15 protein-coding genes and 1 other annotated feature are annotated in these 14,043 nt (G+C 55.4%); of the genes, 4 read left to right on the forward strand and 11 right to left on the reverse strand.

Annotated elements, in window-relative coordinates; genetic code table 11:
• Positions 1 to 37 precede the first annotated feature (37 nt).
• The gene (locus IMQ33_RS11270) at positions 38 to 832 is read right to left on the reverse strand and encodes a YciC family protein (RefSeq protein ID WP_024529248.1); all 795 of its coding nucleotides are present in this window, start codon (positions 830 to 832) and stop codon (positions 38 to 40) included.
• A 41-nt stretch (positions 833 to 873) separates the two neighbouring features.
• Positions 874 to 1,314, reverse strand: coding sequence for a YkgJ family cysteine cluster protein (locus IMQ33_RS11275; RefSeq protein WP_186528877.1), 441 nt, complete (start codon positions 1,312 to 1,314; stop codon positions 874 to 876).
• 295 nt (positions 1,315 to 1,609) lie between these two features.
• Here IMQ33_RS11275 and ompW point away from each other — a divergent pair, with 295 nt between their 5' ends.
• A complete protein-coding gene (gene ompW / locus IMQ33_RS11280) occupies positions 1,610 to 2,251 on the forward strand; it encodes an outer membrane protein OmpW (RefSeq protein ID WP_098930951.1) in 642 nt (213 codons plus the stop codon).
• A gap of 42 nt (positions 2,252 to 2,293) precedes the next feature.
• On the opposite strand, the gene IMQ33_RS11285 is transcribed toward ompW, so the two are convergent.
• The 7 genes from IMQ33_RS11285 to IMQ33_RS11315 all read right to left on the reverse strand — a co-directional run bounded on the left by IMQ33_RS11285 (position 2,294) and on the right by IMQ33_RS11315 (position 9,389).
• Positions 2,294 to 2,608 carry a BON domain-containing protein gene (locus IMQ33_RS11285; protein WP_024529251.1) on the reverse strand — a complete coding sequence of 105 codons (315 nt, stop codon included), beginning with the start codon at positions 2,606 to 2,608 and terminating at the stop codon, positions 2,294 to 2,296.
• 225 nt (positions 2,609 to 2,833) lie between these two features.
• Complete coding sequence (gene trpA / locus IMQ33_RS11290; protein WP_024529252.1) at positions 2,834 to 3,640, reverse strand: tryptophan synthase subunit alpha; 807 nt, start codon at positions 3,638 to 3,640, stop codon at positions 2,834 to 2,836.
• Positions 3,640 to 4,830: a tryptophan synthase subunit beta gene (gene trpB / locus IMQ33_RS11295; RefSeq protein WP_024529253.1), complete on the reverse strand. Its 1,191-nt coding sequence runs from the start codon at positions 4,828 to 4,830 to the stop codon at positions 3,640 to 3,642. Before trpB ends, trpA begins: the two co-directional genes overlap by 1 nt.
• Positions 4,831 to 4,868: 38 nt before the next feature.
• Positions 4,869 to 6,230: a bifunctional indole-3-glycerol-phosphate synthase TrpC/phosphoribosylanthranilate isomerase TrpF gene (gene trpCF, locus IMQ33_RS11300; protein ID WP_196062464.1), complete on the reverse strand. Its 1,362-nt coding sequence runs from the start codon at positions 6,228 to 6,230 to the stop codon at positions 4,869 to 4,871.
• Between the two features lie 3 nt (positions 6,231 to 6,233).
• On the reverse strand, positions 6,234 to 7,232 hold the full coding sequence (trpD, locus tag IMQ33_RS11305) for an anthranilate phosphoribosyltransferase (protein ID WP_065685698.1): 999 nt from the start codon (positions 7,230 to 7,232) through the stop codon (positions 6,234 to 6,236).
• A gap of 16 nt (positions 7,233 to 7,248) precedes the next feature.
• Entirely contained in the window at positions 7,249 to 7,830 is a 582-nt protein-coding gene (locus IMQ33_RS11310; RefSeq protein ID WP_024529256.1) for a gamma-glutamyl-gamma-aminobutyrate hydrolase family protein, read from the reverse strand.
• On the reverse strand, positions 7,830 to 9,389 hold the full coding sequence (locus IMQ33_RS11315; RefSeq protein WP_196062437.1) for an anthranilate synthase component 1: 1,560 nt from the start codon (positions 9,387 to 9,389) through the stop codon (positions 7,830 to 7,832). The genes IMQ33_RS11310 and IMQ33_RS11315 overlap by 1 nt, the downstream gene beginning before the upstream one ends.
• A 28-nt stretch (positions 9,390 to 9,417) precedes the next feature.
• Positions 9,418 to 9,522 (reverse strand) — a sequence feature (Trp leader region).
• A 240-nt stretch (positions 9,523 to 9,762) separates the two neighbouring features.
• On the opposite strand from IMQ33_RS11315, the gene IMQ33_RS11320 reads away from it, so the two are divergent.
• The 3 genes from IMQ33_RS11320 (at position 9,763) to rluB (ending at position 12,381) form a co-directional block, all read left to right on the forward strand.
• The gene (locus tag IMQ33_RS11320; RefSeq protein WP_065685701.1) at positions 9,763 to 10,650 is read left to right on the forward strand and encodes a PHP domain-containing protein; all 888 of its coding nucleotides are present in this window, start codon (positions 9,763 to 9,765) and stop codon (positions 10,648 to 10,650) included.
• Positions 10,651 to 10,698: 48 nt separating this feature from the next.
• Positions 10,699 to 11,319: an L-threonylcarbamoyladenylate synthase gene (locus IMQ33_RS11325; protein WP_024529259.1), complete on the forward strand. Its 621-nt coding sequence runs from the start codon at positions 10,699 to 10,701 to the stop codon at positions 11,317 to 11,319.
• Between the two features lie 153 nt (positions 11,320 to 11,472).
• Positions 11,473 to 12,381: a 23S rRNA pseudouridine(2605) synthase RluB gene (gene rluB / locus IMQ33_RS11330; RefSeq protein ID WP_024486388.1), complete on the forward strand. Its 909-nt coding sequence runs from the start codon at positions 11,473 to 11,475 to the stop codon at positions 12,379 to 12,381.
• 47 nt (positions 12,382 to 12,428) lie between these two features.
• Here the strand turns inward: rluB and cobO are convergent, their stop codons facing one another.
• Together cobO and IMQ33_RS11340 are read right to left on the reverse strand one after the other, a co-directional pair.
• Complete coding sequence (gene cobO, locus IMQ33_RS11335) at positions 12,429 to 13,019, reverse strand: cob(I)yrinic acid a,c-diamide adenosyltransferase (RefSeq protein WP_024486387.1); 591 nt, start codon at positions 13,017 to 13,019, stop codon at positions 12,429 to 12,431.
• Between the two features lie 13 nt (positions 13,020 to 13,032).
• Positions 13,033 to 13,794 (reverse strand): YciK family oxidoreductase, encoded by a 762-nt coding sequence (locus IMQ33_RS11340; protein ID WP_059200952.1) that lies wholly within the window; start codon positions 13,792 to 13,794, stop codon positions 13,033 to 13,035.
• Positions 13,795 to 14,043 lie beyond the last annotated feature (249 nt).

A 14,043-nucleotide genomic window follows, 5' to 3' on the forward strand; every position in this document is an offset into this window, starting at 1 on the left:
CGCTAAAAGCGTGCCCTTAAACGTCAACAGACCCTGTTTATCTTTTATCCAGGGACACGCCAGAAGCGGGCGCTGTGTCACGCAGTAGCATATACAGCCGGAACAGATAAATCAGCAGTAGGGCAGAAACCAGATTGCTTAAAGCCGTCAGCACTATGCTGGCAACGTGTGGCGTCAACACAGACAAATGACTGACCATAAACAGCACCAGCAGCTTGGCCGCCAACCACAGCATCATCGCCGGTACGATCACCCGCGCGTTGGCAAAGGCCAGCTTGCAGCTTAGCTTCAGTGAGGCAAACATGCCTTTCCCATCGGCCACAGAAATCACCGGGGCCAACGAGAACGAGATCGCCATGATTACCCCGGGCACGACGAACAGCGTCAGGCCAAGCTGAGTCAGCAAGGTGCAGACAAACAGCAGCAACAGTAAACGCGGCAATAGCGGGGCAGATATCCCGATAGCCCGCAGCGCACTGGTACGCTGGCCTTCAGAAACCAGGCGGATCAGCGTCAGCATGCCCCCCACCAGCAGCACGTTACCCACTAAAGCGGAAATCGTGGCGGCGGCGGACACTTTCAACAGCACCATCTGCTGTTCAGGCGTCATTTGCTGAATAATTTCCTGGATCCCCATGCCGGCACCGGCGTTGGAGGCCAAATCACTTTCCGTCGCGGTCAGGATCTTCAACTGCTCGATATCGGGACTAAACGCCTGATTAAGCAGCACAGAAATGAATGCGGTCAGCAGTGCCAACAGCACAATGCTGGCAACCTGATTACGGAAAAAGTTAAAACTGTCTCGGTACAACGTGTTGGCCGTAATTGGCATGCTTGGCATGCAGACTCCTTGGCGTCGGGAACGTAGTTAAATCAGTGGGCGATTGTACCCTGTTCCGCGCCGCTGTGGCACCCCGCGAATGGCACTGTGCTGATTTCTTGGGCGATTATGGTCTCTGACAATGATAATGGCAGGGGAACCGGCAAGGGCGGCAGGCCGTAGCGCTCACGGGCTCGATCGCAGGCCTCATTGCGCAGGCCGTTTTCCCCGGATTGATCGAATTCGCGGCAGGGACTAGGGCGATTGGGGTAGATCGAACAGGACACCGCCTGACCAATCACACCCACCAGCGAGGTGCAGCGCGGGGACTTGCTGTTGGTCCCCTGCATACAGCGCAGAAAGGGGCTCAAGGGTTCAGTCAAGGATATAGGTACCACGCCGCCGCCATCTTCTGCTTCGGCCCAATAGAATGATACTCGGAAATAACCGCAGCAGGCGCCGCAGCTGGTGCAGGGATTTTGAATTTCGCTCATCTTGATTGCCACCGACTCCTTACCGGCCCAACCAAAACCAACAGGAATGATGAAATTACGCAGAGGCATTTTTTTTAGCAACTTTTTTTGGTAACAGAAATGTAAACATGCATAAAATTTGCAACAAAAGGCGTTTATTGATTCAGATCAATTATCGATTTATTAACACCTTAGGTGGCTTTGTTTTTGGTGGGAATTTAAATTTTTACACTTAAGATGTGATCTCGATGGGATCATAAATACCTGTTAATAGGTATATTCATCGGGACTGTAAACCACACAAATGGAATGGATAATGAAAAAGACAACTCTGGTGGTGTTAGGGGCTCTGATGGCTCCTATGGTAGCAAGCGCGCATCAAGCGGGTGATTTCCTGTTCCGGGCAGGGACTGCAACAGTTCGTCCTAATGCAGGTTCGGACAACGTTTTAGGCCAAGGATCTTTCAACGCCAATAACAACACCCAGTTGGGTCTGACTTTTGGCTATATGGTGACGGACAATATCGGCGTCGAATTACTGGCTGCAACACCGTTCCGCCATAAAGTGTCTCTGGGTGGCCCAGCGGTCAACGGGAATATTGCAACCGTTCGTCAACTGCCACCAACGCTGATGGCGCAGTATTACTTTGGCGAAAAGCAGGACAAGCTGCGCCCATACCTGGGTATTGGTGTGAACTACACCATGTTCTTCGACGAGAAATTCAACGACAACGGTAAGGATGCAGGTTTAAGCAACTTGGATCTGAAAAATTCCTGGGGTGTTGCCGGGCAGGCAGGTCTGGATTACAACCTGGATGAGCACTGGATGCTGAACATGTCGGTCTGGTGGATGAATATCGAGACCAAGGTTCGCTTTGACGCGGGCGATCAACATCAGAGCGTTGATACGCGTCTGGATCCGTGGGTGTTTATGTTTGGTGCGGGTTACCGCTTCTAAGCCAGCAATAAAGGAGGCGCTGTTCGGCGCCTCCCTCTTCAGTTATTTAATGCGCATATCGTTTTCGACGGATTTAACTCCTGCCACGCCGCGTGTCACCTGAATGGCACGGTTAGCATCGGCACTGGAGCTGACAAAACCGCTCAACTGTACCCGGCCCTTAAAGGTTTCAACGCTAATCTCGGTGGATTTGATGGTTTTATCCGCCAGCAGTGCTGACTTCACTTTGGTAGTGACGACCGTATCGTCAATATAGCCGCCAGTCCCTTCTGATTTTGCCGTTGGAGCACAGGCAGAAACTGCCATAGCCAAAATAGCCGCCATGCACAGCGCTGAAAGGGTTTTAAATAGCTTCATAAATGACTCTCCTTGCATATGTTATTGTTGAAATTAAAGGCTGATTTCAATCAGCTAACGAAATCGTATGCACTGAACCACTGAATATTTAGCGGCAAATATGATTGTGGGGCAGGTTGCTGGTTTGTTCAAATTGTTTGCGAAAATATCTTTGGCAAGATTGAGGGTAAACAAAGTGTTATCACCGGATACTTTCATAGTATCCGGTGATTGAGGGCGGGGAGATTAAACGCGGGTAGCGGCTTTCATTTCACGTACAAACTTGCCAAGCTTGGCCAGCATTTCTGCCGGTTGCGCCTGATTTTGTTCGATGATTTTAACAATTGCCGAGCCAGAGATTGCCCCGGCGGCACCGGCTTGCAACGCATCCTTGACCTGTGAAGGTTCAGAGATACCAAAGCCTTGCAACGGCGGTGCCGCATGATATTCGCGCAGCTTATTGACCAGATGGTGCAGCGGTAACTGCGCCCGGCTTTCCGTTCCGGTTACTCCGGCGCGTGACAGCAGGTAAGTGTAGCCCCGGCCGTGGGACGAGATTTCACGCAGTAAATCTTCATCCGCATTTGGCGGGCAAATATAGATTGGTGCAATACCGTGGCGAGTTGCCGCCGCGCGGAAAGGCGCGGACTCTTCGAAAGGTACGTCCGCGATCAACACCGAATCTACACCGGCCTGCGCGCAGCGCTGATAAAATGCGTCTATGCCGCCGTGGAACACCAGGTTGGCGTACATCAGTAGGCCAATCGGAATATCAGGGTGTTTCTGACGGATCGCCGCCAGCATTTCAAAACAGTGCGTTGGCGTAACGCCAGAAGCGAAAGCACGCAGCGCTGCACTTTGAATGGTTGGGCCATCGGCTAACGGATCCGAGAAGGGGATCCCCAACTCCAAGGCATCTGCACCGTTCTCCACCAGCGTATCAATAATCTGTAACGATAGCGTCGGGTTTGGGTCGCCAAGGGTGACAAACGGCACGAAGGCGCCTTCTTTATTATTTTCCAACCGCTTGAACAGTTGCTGATAACGTTCCATCAGATTTCTCCCCGTGCTTTAAGAATGTCGTGAACGGTAAATATGTCTTTGTCGCCGCGGCCGGACAGGTTAACTACCAGGATCTGTTCTTTCTGCGGCTCTTCACGGATCATTTTCAGCGCGTGTGCGAGGGCATGGGAAGACTCCAACGCCGGGATAATCCCTTCGTGGCGGGAAAGCTCCTTGAAAGCCTCCAGCGCTTCATCATCGGTGATCGACACGTATTCTGCGCGGCCGATGCTGTTGAGATAGGCGTGCTGCGGGCCAACGGAAGGGAAGTCCAAACCGGCGGAAATCGAGTAAGACTCCTCGATCTGGCCTTCAGAGGTTTGCATCATCGGTGATTTCATACCGAAGTAGATCCCCACTTTGCCGTGTTTCAGCGGCGCACCATGCTGGCCGGTTTCGATCCCCAGGCCGGCAGGTTCAACGCCGATCAGGCCAACGCTGACCTCATCGATAAAGTCGGCAAACATGCCGATGGCGTTGGAACCACCGCCAACGCAGGCCAATACGGCATCCGGCAGACGGCCTTCACGCTCCAGCACCTGAGCTTTGGTTTCTTCGCCGATCATGCGTTGGAACTCACGCACGATGGTCGGGAACGGGTGCGGGCCTGCGGCAGTGCCCAGCATGTAGTGGGCCTTTTCGTAAGAGCCAGACCAGTCGCGCAGCGCTTCGTTACAGGCATCTTTCAGCGTGGAAGAGCCGCTGTGCACCGGGATCACTTCTGCGCCCATCAGACGCATACGGAATACGTTCGGTGACTGGCGTTCGATGTCCTTGGCGCCCATGTAGATACGGCACTTCAGACCGAGCAGGGCGCAGGCCAGCGCAGAGGCCACACCGTGTTGGCCAGCGCCAGTTTCCGCGATGATCTCGGTTTTGCCCATGCGTTTGGCGAGCAGCGCCTGGCCCAATACCTGGTTGGTCTTATGGGCACCGCCGTGCAGCAGATCTTCACGCTTCAGGTAGAGTTTGGTTTTGCTACCGGCAGTCAGGTTTTTGCACAGCGTCAGTGCCGTTGGGCGGCCCGCGTAGTTTTTCAGCAGATCGATAAACTCTGCCTGGAACTCTGGGTCACGCTGGGCGCTGACGAAGGCCTCTTCCAGTTGTTTAAGGGCTGGCATCAAAATTTGCGGCACGTACTGACCGCCAAATTCGCCGAAGTAAGGGTTAAGCAGCGTCATTATTTTTCCCGTTATTATCCGTTAAATGAGGTTCGCAATCAGTAGGCGCGCAGGGTTTGGAACACCGCCGCCAGACGCTCGGCATCTTTGATGCCGGGTTGGCTCTCTACGCCAGAGTTGAAATCGAGGCCCGCACAGCCCAGTTGGGCGGCATCTACGCAGTTGTCCGCACTCAGGCCTCCTGCCAGCATCACGTTGTCCAGCGTTTGGCCCTGCAACACCGACCAGTCAAAGCGAACTCCGGTACCGCCAGCACCATTATCCAGCAGGTAACGATCGACCTGTTGCAGATCGCGAGCGGGCAGGCTGTCCTTCACGCTCAAGGCTTTCCAGATCTGACAGGTGGCTGGCAGCTCGGCACGCAGGGCGTTGATATAAGCCTGGTCTTCCGCGCCGTGCAGTTGCACAGCATGCAGACCAAGGCGCTCGACAGTTTGCACGACCGTAGCGGTCGGCGCATCACAGAAAACGCCCACGTATTTCAACGGTGCTCCGGCGATCACTTCCCTGGCGCGGGCAATGTCCACGTTACGCGGGGAACGGCCAACGAAGATCAGACCGCCGTAGTTGGCACCTGCCTGATAAGCGGCTGCGGCATCTTGCGGCCGGGTCAGGCCGCAGACTTTGTTGTCGCCCAGGATCACGCGGCGTACCGCGCTGCGCAGGTTGGTTTCCGACATCAACGCGCTGCCGATCAGAAAACCGTTGGCATAGCGGCTGAGTTCGCGGATCTGGCGATAGTTGTTGATGCCGGACTCGCTGATCACCGTCACGCCATGTGGCACTTTAGGAGCCAGAGTGCGGGTGCGATCCAGATCAATAGACAGATCGCGCAGATCGCGGTTGTTAATGCCGATCACTTTGGCTTCGAGCTGTACCGCGCGCTGTAATTCCTCTTCGCTAATCACCTCGGTCAGCACGCCCATATTCAGGCTGTGTGCCACCGCGGCAAGTTGGCGGTACTGTTCGTCATCGAGCACCGACAGCATCAACAGAATGGCGTCGGCCTGGTAGTGACGTGCCAGATAGATCTGGTAAGGGTCGATCATAAAGTCCTTACACAGCACCGGCTGGGACACGGTTTTACTCACCAGAGGCAGAAAATCGAAGCTGCCCTGGAAGTATTGCTCATCGGTCAATACCGAGATCGCTGAGGCGAAGTCCTTATACACCGAGGCGATTTCTACCGGGTCAAAATTCTCGCGGATCAGCCCCTTGGAAGGAGAGGCTTTCTTGCATTCGAGAATAAATGCCGTTCTGGCGCCTTGTAGCGCATGATAAAAGCTACGCTCGCTTGGCACGATTTCGTTTTGAAAGCTGGCTAATGGCTGTTGTTGCTTACGTGCCGCGACCCACTGCGCCTTGTCACGAACAATCTTGTTGAGCACGGTTTCCTGCATCATTTATCCTCTTGCTGCCAAAGCAGTGACACGCTGGTAAGCCTGCCCACTGTGGATCATTTCCAATGCCTGCTGCGCGTTCTGGCGCAGGTCTTCCTGTCCGAATAGTTTCAGCAACAGTGCGACGTTGGCGGCGACCGCCGCGGCGTGCGCTGGCTCGCCTTTACCTTGTAACAACCTTGCCAGAATGTCACGATTTTCTTCCGGCGACCCGCCTAGCAGGGAGCCCAGCGGGTGGCTTTCCAACCCAAAGGATTTAGGTGTCAGCTGATAACTTTCAATTTCGCCGTCATTCAGTTCGGCTACGTGAGTGGTGGTGTGGATCGCCACTTCATCCATACCGCCACCGTGTACGACGGCGGCGCGCTGATAACCCAATACGCGCAGGGTTTGGGCGATTGGCAGCACCAGCTCCGGGCTGTAGACCCCAATCAGCGCCAACGGTGGGCGAGCCGGGTTAATCAACGGCCCGAGGACGTTGAACACCGTGCGGGTCTTCAGCTGTTGGCGTACCGGCATCGCATGGCGAAAACCGGTGTGATACTGCGGCGCAAACAGGAAACACACACCCAGTTCGTCTAATGCCTTGCGGGATTCTTCCGCAGGCAGATCCAGGCGGATCCCGAAGGCGGCCAACAGATCGGATGAACCGGAACGGCTGGAGACGCTGCGGTTGCCGTGCTTGGCCACCTTGACCCCACAGGCTGCGGCGACAAAGGCGCTGGCCGTGGAGATATTGATGCTGTTGGTACCGTCACCGCCGGTGCCGACGATATCTGCGAAGGCATAGTCCGGGCGTGGGAACGGTAAAGCATCAGCCAAGAGCGCCTTGGCTGCTCCGGCGATTTCTTCCGGGTGCTCCCCGCGGATCTTCATGCTGATCAATGCTGCCGCCAGTTGGCTAGGTTCCAGCTCACCGCGCACGATAGCGCTGAATAACTGCTGGCTTTCTTCCTGGCTCATCGACTCCGAGCGATACAGTTTTTCAAGAATAGGTTGCATAGTCGGTTCCCCTTGATTATTTCGCCAGCGCCCAGGCCAACGTCTGCTCAAGCAAACGTGCGCCTTGGGTGGTCAGAATGGATTCTGGATGGAATTGGAAACCACATACGCGGTGTTCATCGTGACGCACTGCCATCACCATGTCGCCGAAGCGAGCATTGACGGTCAGTCCTTCAGGGATATTGCTGCCGACCAGCGAATGATAGCGGGCGACCGGCAGCGGGTTAGCCATACCGGCAAACATCCCCTGGTTATCGTGAGTAATTGAAGAAGCCTTGCCGTGCAAGATCTCACCGGCCTGGCCAACGTGGCCGCCATAAGCTTCCACAATCGCCTGATGGCCGAGACAGATACCGATGATTGGCATCTGGCCGCGCAGGCGTTGCAACAGTTCGGGCATACAGCCAGCGTCGGCTGGAGTACCTGGGCCAGGGGACAGCATCAAAATAGGCTGCTTCATCTGTTGCAGGCGCGCGATGATGACCTCGGCAGCAATCTGGTTACGGTAAATCACGACCTGATGGCCGCTGGCACGCAGCTGATCGACCAGGTTGTAGGTAAAGGAGTCGACGTTATCGAGCAGTAAGATATCGGCCATTAGAAAATCTCCTTGGCCTGGTGCGCGCTGGCGATGGCACGCAGCACGGCACGTGCCTTGTTACGGGTTTCATCGGCTTCCGCCTGCGGAACGGAGTCCAGCACCACACCGGCACCGGCCTGCACGGTAGCAACACCGTCCTCAACATACGCGGAACGAATGACAATACAGGTATCGAGATCGCCGTGAGCGGTAAAGTAGCCCACTGCACCGCCGTAGCTGCCACGACGGGTGCCTTCATAGGCGGCAATCAGTTGCATGGCGCGCACTTTCGGCGCTCCGCTCAGCGTGCCCATATTCATACAGGCCTGATAGGCATGCAGCACGTCGAGATCGCTACGCAGCTTGCCGACCACGCGGGAAACCAGGTGCATCACGAATGAGTAACGGTCTACCTTGGTCAGGTCGGCCACGTAGCGGCTGCCAGCTTCACAGATGCGGGCCAGATCGTTGCGGGCCAGGTCGACCAGCATCAGGTGTTCCGCCAGCTCTTTATGGTCGGTACGCATTTCCAGTTCGATGCGGCTGTCGAGATCCAGATCCAGCGAACCGTCGGCGCGGCGTCCGCGAGGACGAGTACCGGCGATCGGATAAATTTCGATTTGGCGGCTGGTAGCTTCATATTTCAGCGCGCTTTCCGGCGAGGCTCCGAACAGCGTGAACTCGTTGTCCTGCATAAAGAACATGTAAGGGCTTGGATTGTTTTCCTTCAGCGTCTGGTAAGCCGCCAGCGGGTTAGGGCAAGGCAGAGAGAAGCGACGAGAAGGCACCACCTGGAAAATCTCACCGTGGCGGATGGCCTGCTGCAACTGGCTGACTACCGCGCCGTACTCTTCATCGCTCTGATTGCAGCTTAGCTGCATGTCTTCCAGTTTCTGATGAGGAATGGCGATTGGAGTTTGTTGCAATTGCGCCTGAAGCTGTTCGAGACGCTGCTGCAAACGCAGTGTTTCAGCGTTGTCACCGGTGAATACGCTGGCTTGCAAACGCGCCACACCGCGTTGGTGATCCAGCACCAGCAGCGTTTCCGCCAGATAGAAACAGAAGTCTGGGCAGCGCTGGTCTTGGCGCAGTTCTGGCAGGTCTTCAAAGCCAGCCACCAGGTCATAGGCAAACAGGCCGCCTAGCAGCATGGCTTCACGCTCATCGGCGGGCGCATCGACCAAAGTCAGCATTGTGCGTAACGCATCAAACACCGACAGTGAACGCAAGCGGGCATCTTCGTCTTGTACCGTATCAATTGCCGGGAAGGTCAACTCACGGCCATCAGGGCGAGCCTGGATTTGTACGTCGGCAGGCAAGGCTTCATCCAACAGTGGCAGCAGGGCTGCGCCGTTAGCGGTCAGCGCCTGAAGGCTGACCTTACGGCCCAAGGCGGTAATGCGCAGGGCACTGTCGACAATCAGCAGGCTTTTCAGGTTTTGCTTGCTGTTGATTTCCGCCGAGTCTAGCAACAGGGTGGCAGGACGGGCGCCGCACAGCTGATGAAAAATCGCCGTCGGATCGCTGCGGTAACCGGCCTGTGCCGTGAGTAGTTTGAGCTGTGGTTTGATGTTCATCTTCGGTAGTTCCAGTCAAATCTTGTCCATTAAAAAGCCCGCTATAATGAGCGGGCCTAGGGAATCTGCAGTGTCAGATGACAGGTATGCGTGATTACTCGACCCTTGATTGGGAAGTACGCCACCAGCGAAGAAGAGAAGTGTGCTTAGTCATCATGTTGCTCTCTGTATTTTCATCCAACACGGTTATTGCCGTGAACTTGTGTACTAGTTAACTGGAACGAAGGGGCAATGTCAACTCTCTTTTTGCACAATATGTTAGCGGCTAATGTGAAAACGTTAATCTGGCGGGAGCGCCATCGGCAGAATAGATTTCCGTCCGGCCAACCTTAACGGGTATGATAGAAAGCCAAGCCATCGCAGGATATCCCTTTTGACAGACAGCAGCCCACAATCCTCCGCTTTTACCCTGTACGATCTCCACAGCCACACCACCGCTTCGGACGGTTACTTAACGCCGACTCAACTGGTGCAGCGAGCCGTTGAGATGCGCGTTGGCGTGCTGGCTATTACCGATCACGACACCACCAACGGATTGGCAGAGGCTGCGGCCGCGATAGCCGATCTTGCCTTGCCCTTGCAGCTGGTTAACGGCGTCGAGATTTCTACCCTGTGGGAAAACCATGAGATCCACATTGTCGGGCTGGGGCTCGATATCGCCCACCCGGCACTGTTACAGCTGCTGATCGAACAGACCGAGCGCCGTAATCTGCGGGCGCAAGAAATCGGCGTTCGGTTAGCGAAAGCGCGTATTCCCGATGCCTATGCCGGAGCACAACAACTGGCAGGGGACGGAGCGGTCACCAGAGGGCATTTTGCCCGTTTTCTGGTGCAGCAGGGCATGGCCGCCAACATGGCGCAGGTGTTCAAGAAGTATCTCGCCAAAGGGAAAATCGGCTATGTTCCGCCACAGTGGTGTACAATAGAACAAGCCATTGATGTCATTCATCAATCCGGTGGTCAAGCGGTGATGGCGCATCCGGGCCGTTACGATCTGACGGCCAAATGGCTGAAGCGTCTGCTGGCCTATTTTGCCGAACATGGCGGCGATGCGATGGAGGTGGCGCAGTGTCAGCAAGCCCCCCATGAGCGTACGGTGTTGGCTAAATATGCGCAGGACTATCAATTATTGGCGTCTCAGGGTTCGGATTTTCATCAGCCCTGTTCGTGGATTGAGTTGGGTCGCAAACTGTGGTTACCCGGCGGTGTTGAACCGGTGTGGCGCGATTGGCCACAGCCCCAACAGAACTTAGTAGATTGATTTAACGCGGGCGTTGTTTTGCGCGTGCATCATTTTCAGGAGTTAGAGATGAGCCAGCTATTTTATATTCACCCGGACAACCCGCAGCCGCGCCTGATCAATCAGGCCGTAGAGGTGCTGCGCAAGGGCGGTGTGATCGTCTATCCAACAGACTCTGGCTACGCGCTGGGCTGCAAACTTGAAGAGAAGGCGGCTTTGGAGCGTATTTGCCGTATTCGCCAGTTGGACGGCAACCACAACTTTACGCTGATGTGCCGTGATCTGTCCGAGCTGTCGACCTATGCCTATGTGGACAACTCGTCGTTTCGCCTGATCAAGAACAATACGCCGGGCAATTACACCTTCATCCTGAAAGCGACCAAAGAAGTGCCTCGTCGCCTGATGAATGACAAGCGTAAAACCATCGGCCTGCGTGTGCCATCTAACCCGATCGCTCTGGCATTGCTGGAAGTGCTCAATGAGCCAATGATGTCGACTACGCTGATGTTGCCGGGCAATGATTTTGCCGAATCCGATCCGGAAGAGATCAGCGAACACCTTGGCAAGCAGGTGGATCTGGTGATCCACGGCGGTTTCCTGGGCCAGCAGCCGACCACGGTTATCGATCTGACTGAATCCTCTCCGGAAGTGATCCGTGAAGGGGCTGGCGATCCAGCGCCATTCCGCTAAACAGCAGGACGAAGTCAGTGCCAAGGAGGGATAAAGCCTGTATAATAAGCGGTTGGTTTTGACCAAGTGCTAATCTTTGCGGCCGTCTCTCCTTGCTGAGAGTGGCGGCAAAGTCCCCCCGACGCCTGTGAAGGCGACATTAGAGGTTGCTCAATGAGCGAAAAGTTACAGAAAGTATTAGCGAATGCTGGCCATGGCTCGCGTCGTGAAATAGAAACCATGATTGAGGCGGGTCGCATCAGCGTCGACGGCAAGATCGCCAAACTGGGCGACCGCGTTGAAGTGGTCGCCGGGATGAAAATTCGTCTGGACGGTCATGTTGTCTCGATCAAAGAATCCGAAGAAGCGGTTTGCCGTGTGCTGGCGTATTACAAGCCGGAAGGCGAACTCTGTACCCGTAGCGATCCAGAAGGTCGCCCAACGGTCTTCGATCGCCTGCCAAAACTGCGAGGCTCTCGCTGGGTAGCGGTAGGGCGTTTGGACGTGAATACCTCAGGCTTGCTGCTGTTTACCACTGACGGTGAACTGGCTAACCGCCTGATGCACCCAAGCCGCGAAGTTGAACGCGAATACGCCGTGCGCGTGTTCGGCCAGATCGACGATGAAAAGCTCAAGCAACTGAGCAAAGGTGTCCAACTGGAAGATGGCCCAGCGGCATTCCGCACCATCACCTTCCAGGGTGGCGAAGGGATCAACCAGTGGTACAACGTCACGCTGACCGAAGGCCGTAACCGTGAGGTGCGTCGCCTGTGGGAAGCCGTTGGCGTGCAGGTAAGCCGTTTGATCCGCGTGCGTTACGGGGATATCGATCTGCCAAAAGGCCTGCCTCGTGGCGGCTATACCGAGCTGGATCTCAAGGCGATCAACTATCTGCGTGAGCTGGTGGAGCTGCAACCGGAAACCGTCAGCAAACTGCCGGTGGAACGCGATCGTCGCCGTGTTAAAGCCAACCAGATCCGCCGTGCGGTAAAACGTCACAGCCAGGTTGCTCCCGGTAGCCGTCGTGGCGCACCAGGCAGCAGCAAACCGGGTAAACCGGCCAAGTCTTCCAAGCGTAGCTAAATTTATCACCGTGGCCTTGCCTTCTGGCTTGGCCACGGATTATTCAGTTACCAGTCAATGCCCTGCTGAGCCTTGATCCCCGCTTCAAACGCGTGCTTCACCGGCCGCATCTCCGTCACGGTATCCGCCAGCTCCAGCAAATCGCGATGACAGCCACGACCAGTGATAATCACCGTCTGGTGCGCAGGACGCTGCTCAAGCGCCTCCAGCAGCTCAGCCAGCTCTAAATAGCCGTAACTCACCATATAGGTCAACTCGTCCATCAGCACCATATCCAGGCTGCTGTCGGCCAACATCCGCTTACCATGTTGCCAGACGGCCTGACAGGCGGCGGTATCGCTTTCCCGATCCTGAGTTTCCCAGGTAAAACCGGTTGCCATCACCTGAAATTCCACGCCGTGCTGTTGCAGCAGGTTTTTCTCGCCGTTGGGCCACTGGCCTTTGATGAACTGGATCACTCCAGCCTTCATACCGTGGCCGACGGCACGGGTGACGGTGCCAAATGCAGCGGTGGTCTTGCCTTTGCCATTGCCGGTAAAGACCAGCAATAGGCCACGCGTTTCCTGCGCGGCGGCAATGCGGGCATCCACCTGTTCTTTGAGCCGTTGCTGGCGTTGCTGGTGACGATCTTCAGCCATGTTAAAAGCTTCCTTATTCGGCGGCGCCGGGTTTACGGTTGGGCTGAGCATCGAAGCTCATGCCGGTTTTACGGCGGCTGTCATCGCCCATCAGATACAGATAGAGTGGCATGATATCGGCCGGTGTTTTCAGCTTGTTTTTATCTTCCTGTGGGAAAGCAGATGCACGCATTTTGGTGCGAGTTCCGCCAGGATTGATGCAATTTACCCGCAAGTTACGGTTTTTATATTCATCGGCCAATACCTGCATCATCCCCTCGGTGGCAAACTTGGAAACGGCATAGGCCCCCCAGCCGGCACGGCCGGTGCGGCCAACGCTGGAGCTGGTGAATACCAACGAGCCCGCATTTGATTTTAGCAGCAACGGCAGCAGCGCCTGGGTAAGCATGAAGGTGGCATTCACGTTGACCTGCATCACTTCGTTCCACATGGTCATCGAAAGCTCGGCCATTGGGGCGATATCACCCAACAGACCGGCGTTTTGCAATACGCCGTCCAAGCGTGGCACCTTGGTGGCCAAGTCCTCCGCCAGGGTTTGGCACTGCTCTGGCGTGGTGTGTAACAAATCCAGCGTAACGATATGCGTCGGGGCGCTGGAGATGGCGGCAATTTCAGCCTGAACGGCCTGCAGTTTGCTTTCCGTGCGGCCAAGCAGCACCAACTGTGCGCCGTAACGAGCGTAAGTCAGCGCCGCTTCACGGCCAATGCCGTCGCCCGCCCCGGTCACCAGAATAATTCGTTGTTCGAGCAGATCCTGCTTAGGTTGGTAATGCACAATAGTTCCTCGCGCCTGGTTGGCGGCTCCCGCGCTATGGCTGGGAGCTTGGGTGGATTGCGGATCGCGGGCAGGAGCAGAGTTGCTCAACCACAATAGCGATCCGCTGCGAATTTTTGTCAGTAATTTGATGAATAATGTCTGTTATATGCCTGAAATGGATCGCATTTTCAATGAGTAACCTACAGAAACGGCATTCTTTTGTAACAAAAACGGTACAATAGCGGCTTGGTTACCGCTACGGGCAAC

The sequence above is a fragment of the Serratia sp. Res13-Sevr-LER1-36-b genome (assembly GCF_015673035.1).
In the GTDB taxonomy this organism is placed as follows: Bacteria; Pseudomonadota; Gammaproteobacteria; order Enterobacterales; family Enterobacteriaceae; genus Chania; species Chania fonticola_C.

Coding starts and splice junctions, on each gene's coding strand:
- IMQ33_RS11270 (WP_024529248.1), bottom strand. CDS start 832: ATGCCAATTACGGCCAACACGTTGTACCGAGACAGTTTTAACTTTTTC.
- IMQ33_RS11275 (WP_186528877.1), bottom strand. CDS start 1,314: ATGAGCGAAATTCAAAATCCCTGCACCAGCTGCGGCGCCTGCTGCGGT.
- ompW (WP_098930951.1), top strand. CDS start 1,610: ATGAAAAAGACAACTCTGGTGGTGTTAGGGGCTCTGATGGCTCCTATG.
- IMQ33_RS11285 (WP_024529251.1), bottom strand. CDS start 2,608: ATGAAGCTATTTAAAACCCTTTCAGCGCTGTGCATGGCGGCTATTTTG.
- trpA (WP_024529252.1), bottom strand. CDS start 3,640: ATGGAACGTTATCAGCAACTGTTCAAGCGGTTGGAAAATAATAAAGAA.
- trpB (WP_024529253.1), bottom strand. CDS start 4,830: ATGACGCTGCTTAACCCTTACTTCGGCGAATTTGGCGGTCAGTACGTG.
- trpCF (WP_196062464.1), bottom strand. CDS start 6,230: ATGCAGGAAACCGTGCTCAACAAGATTGTTCGTGACAAGGCGCAGTGG.
- trpD (WP_065685698.1), bottom strand. CDS start 7,232: ATGCAACCTATTCTTGAAAAACTGTATCGCTCGGAGTCGATGAGCCAG.
- IMQ33_RS11310 (WP_024529256.1), bottom strand. CDS start 7,830: ATGGCCGATATCTTACTGCTCGATAACGTCGACTCCTTTACCTACAAC.
- IMQ33_RS11315 (WP_196062437.1), bottom strand. CDS start 9,389: ATGAACATCAAACCACAGCTCAAACTACTCACGGCACAGGCCGGTTAC.
- IMQ33_RS11325 (WP_024529259.1), top strand. CDS start 10,699: ATGAGCCAGCTATTTTATATTCACCCGGACAACCCGCAGCCGCGCCTG.
- rluB (WP_024486388.1), top strand. CDS start 11,473: ATGAGCGAAAAGTTACAGAAAGTATTAGCGAATGCTGGCCATGGCTCG.
- cobO (WP_024486387.1), bottom strand. CDS start 13,019: ATGGCTGAAGATCGTCACCAGCAACGCCAGCAACGGCTCAAAGAACAG.